This is a genomic window from uncultured Rikenella sp. (assembly GCF_910579375.1).
GTDB lineage: Bacteria > Bacteroidota > Bacteroidia > Bacteroidales > Rikenellaceae > Rikenella.
The window spans coordinates 1-2,633 of sequence record NZ_CAJTUJ010000206.1 but is presented as its reverse complement, the minus strand read 5'-3'; the positions used below and the strand labels follow the sequence as shown (position 1 = coordinate 2,633).

Genomic DNA, 2,633 nt, shown 5'->3' with positions numbered 1-2,633 from the left:
GCTCCTTTAGGCGGGGCGCGCGGGAAACTGTTGTCGCGCGCCTGCGCGATTCATTCTCTTTCGGCTCACCGCCGAAAGAGTTGAATCGCTTCTTTGGGCGGCGGCGCGCGATCGGGACACTGCCCCGGATGGAACTGTTCTTTTTGTGAACAAAAAGAACCGAAAAACCGACGCTGCCAGTGAGGGCAATGCAAACATAGTTTGCAAATGCCGAGCGGCGAGGAGGAAGGCGAAGCCAAACTTCAGACGGATGCTTCGCATCCTCAAGCTGCCGACAGCCCAAATCTCGGTCTTTTTTTTGGGCCGCTTCTTGAGTTCCATCCGCGCAGACACAATAAACGAACGATTAAAGGGGGCGGTTTCTTATCTGCCCCACGTGTCGGGTGACTGACGCCACTCGCGAAGGGTGGTCACCTCTTCCGGCTGAACGTAGCCTTGTTCGGTCGCCAGCTCGATCAGGGTGTTGTAGTCGGACAAGGTGTCCAGCTCGACGCCGGCCTGCGCGAAGTTGGAGGAGGCGGTCGGAAAACCGTAGGTGAAAATAGCGACCATCCCGAGTACGTCGCACCCGGCGGAACGCAAGGCTTCGACGGCTTTTAACGAGCTCCCGCCGGTCGAAATGAGGTCTTCCACGACGACGACTTTAGAACCGGGTTCGAAATGGCCTTCGACTTGATTGGCCATCCCGTGATCCTTAGGGGCGGAGCGGACGTAAATAAACGGTTTGCCGAGCGCTTCTGCGGTCAGCACGCCGCAGGCGATGGCTCCGGTCGCCACGCCGGCGATCACGTCGGCATGGGGATATTTCTCGGTGATCAGGGAGGCGAAGGATTCGTAGATCTCGCGACGGGCGGCCGGATAGGACAGGGTCTTCCGGTTGTCGCAGTAGATCGGTGAGCGCCACCCGCTGGCCCATGTAAACGGATTTGCAGGGCTGAGTTTTATTGCCTTAATTTGCAGCAATGTTTGTGCAATCTTTTTGCCGGTTTCCATACCTACTAACTACTTATGAAAAAGGTCTATCGTTCGGATAATGTCGTCGCGTTCGGCACGCCGGAGGAGTGCGCGGCGCTGGCGGCGGAGGCGTCGTGGCTGGTCATGCAGGCCGATACGCTCGGGCCGGACGGCGGGGCGACGCTCGGATTAACAAATTTGCAGAGAATTTTCGAAACGGCCAAATCCGTAGCGTTCGTTTCGAGGACGGAGGAGGAGAATGAACGATTCTTCGCGCAGTTTGCGGCGCAGTTCCTGCCGATCGAGGCGGCGGGGGGGCTGGTCGTGTCGCCGAGGGGGGAGGTGTTGATGATTTTCAGGAACGGAAGGTGGGATTTGCCGAAGGGAAAGCTGGAGGGGGGGGAGGAGTTGGCGGAGTGTGCGGTGAGGGAGGTGGAGGAGGAGTGCGGGATTCGGGGGCTGGCGGTGGGTAAGTTGCTGACGAGGACGTATCATCTATATGAGTCGCATTACGAGGCGAATGACCGGTGGGTGCTCAAGCGGACGACGTGGTTTGCGATGGAGAATGACGGGAATGAGGAGCTGAGGCCGCAGACGGAGGAGGGAATTACGGATATTCGGTGGATTGCGGCGGATAGTCTGGCTTCGTACATCGAAAATACGTACAGCACGATTCGGGATGTATTCGCGGCGGCGAAGAGGTTCTGAGGGGGGCTTTTTCTTGTGGGGACTTAGGTGTTGATTTTCATGAGTCTAAGGGGCTATTGCGAGATTCCCGGCGGCGTTTTTTCGCTTTTTATCGAAAAACTGTTTGCGGGTTCGGAATTTTAGCTTACCTTTGTCTCCGGAATTTTCGGGGTGTAGCACAGTCCGGTTAGCGCGCCACGTTCGGGACGTGGAGGTCGGAAGTTCGAATCTTCTCACCCCGACCACGAAGTTCCCAAAGGCTCTCATCTTGCGATGAGAGCCTTTTTTGTTTCGCGGGGGCGGTGCCTATCGATAAAAGTGAGGCGGGCCTACGGGAGCGATTGAGGGTAGAGGCATTTGGGGTAGAGGCGGCCAGTAAAACGCCCTGTGGGCGCGCCCCGGGCTTCCGCGACGCGCTTTCGGGCGGAGTCGGGGGGAGTGCCAATCACGGTTACAGTTGGTCGTACTCCACGGACGAAATCAATTGTGTCTACTTGCATTTCTACACGCTGGATCTCAGTCCCACTAATGCGTACTATCGTGCTCACGGTTTTCAGTTGCGTTGCCTCTCGGAATAAACAGGGACGAGCGGCGCGTGAACCAGGTAGCCTTAGCCTCAAATTGGGGTAGAGGCGGCCAATAAAACACCCTGAGGGTGCACCCCGGGCTTCCGCGATGCGGGAAACTACGGACAATTAGGGGGTCTGAGGGGGATCGGGAACAGCGGTTACAGTTGGTCTTCCGCCTTTACCGGTACTTACGGAGTGTTCTTAAGTTTCGATACTAAGGGACTCAATCCCAATGACGCACTCTATCGCGGCCCCGGTCTTCAGTTGCGCTGCCTCTCGGAATAAACGGGGCCGCCCGGCACGCGAAAGATGGCAATCTCAACCCAAAGCAGGTCGGACGCCCGGGAGGTACAGCAACTCTCAACGCGAAGCGGCGTGTTGCGGGCCTCCCGGTGGGAGGCGTCCGGCCCGCGCGACTCTGCG

At 57.9% G+C, this 2,633-nt stretch carries 3 protein-coding genes and 1 tRNA gene; 3 read left to right on the top strand and 1 reads right to left on the bottom strand.

What is annotated here, in order from left to right:
• Positions 1 to 363: 363 nt before the first annotated feature.
• Positions 364 to 993, bottom strand: a complete 630-nt coding sequence (pyrE, locus tag QZ302_RS09735; RefSeq protein ID WP_294594876.1) for an orotate phosphoribosyltransferase — start codon at positions 991 to 993, stop codon at positions 364 to 366.
• Positions 994 to 1,008: 15 nt separating this feature from the next.
• On the opposite strand from pyrE, the gene QZ302_RS09730 reads away from it, so the two are divergent.
• From QZ302_RS09730 to QZ302_RS09720, 3 genes are all read left to right on the top strand, one after another.
• Positions 1,009 to 1,662 (top strand): NUDIX hydrolase, encoded by a 654-nt coding sequence (locus QZ302_RS09730; protein ID WP_294594874.1) that lies wholly within the window; start codon positions 1,009 to 1,011, stop codon positions 1,660 to 1,662.
• A 146-nt stretch (positions 1,663 to 1,808) separates the two neighbouring features.
• Positions 1,809 to 1,886: transfer RNA gene (locus tag QZ302_RS09725), tRNA-Pro, on the top strand.
• A 96-nt stretch (positions 1,887 to 1,982) separates the two neighbouring features.
• Positions 1,983 to 2,219 (top strand): hypothetical protein, encoded by a 237-nt coding sequence (locus tag QZ302_RS09720; RefSeq protein ID WP_294594872.1) that lies wholly within the window; start codon positions 1,983 to 1,985, stop codon positions 2,217 to 2,219.
• Positions 2,220 to 2,633: the final 414 nt, after the last annotated feature.

What these genes read in the sequence shown, in the direction of transcription:
- pyrE (WP_294594876.1), bottom strand. Translation starts at nt 993, where the DNA reads ATGGAAACCGGCAAAAAGATTGCACAAACATTGCTGCAAATTAAGGCA.
- QZ302_RS09730 (WP_294594874.1), top strand. Translation starts at nt 1,009, where the DNA reads ATGAAAAAGGTCTATCGTTCGGATAATGTCGTCGCGTTCGGCACGCCG.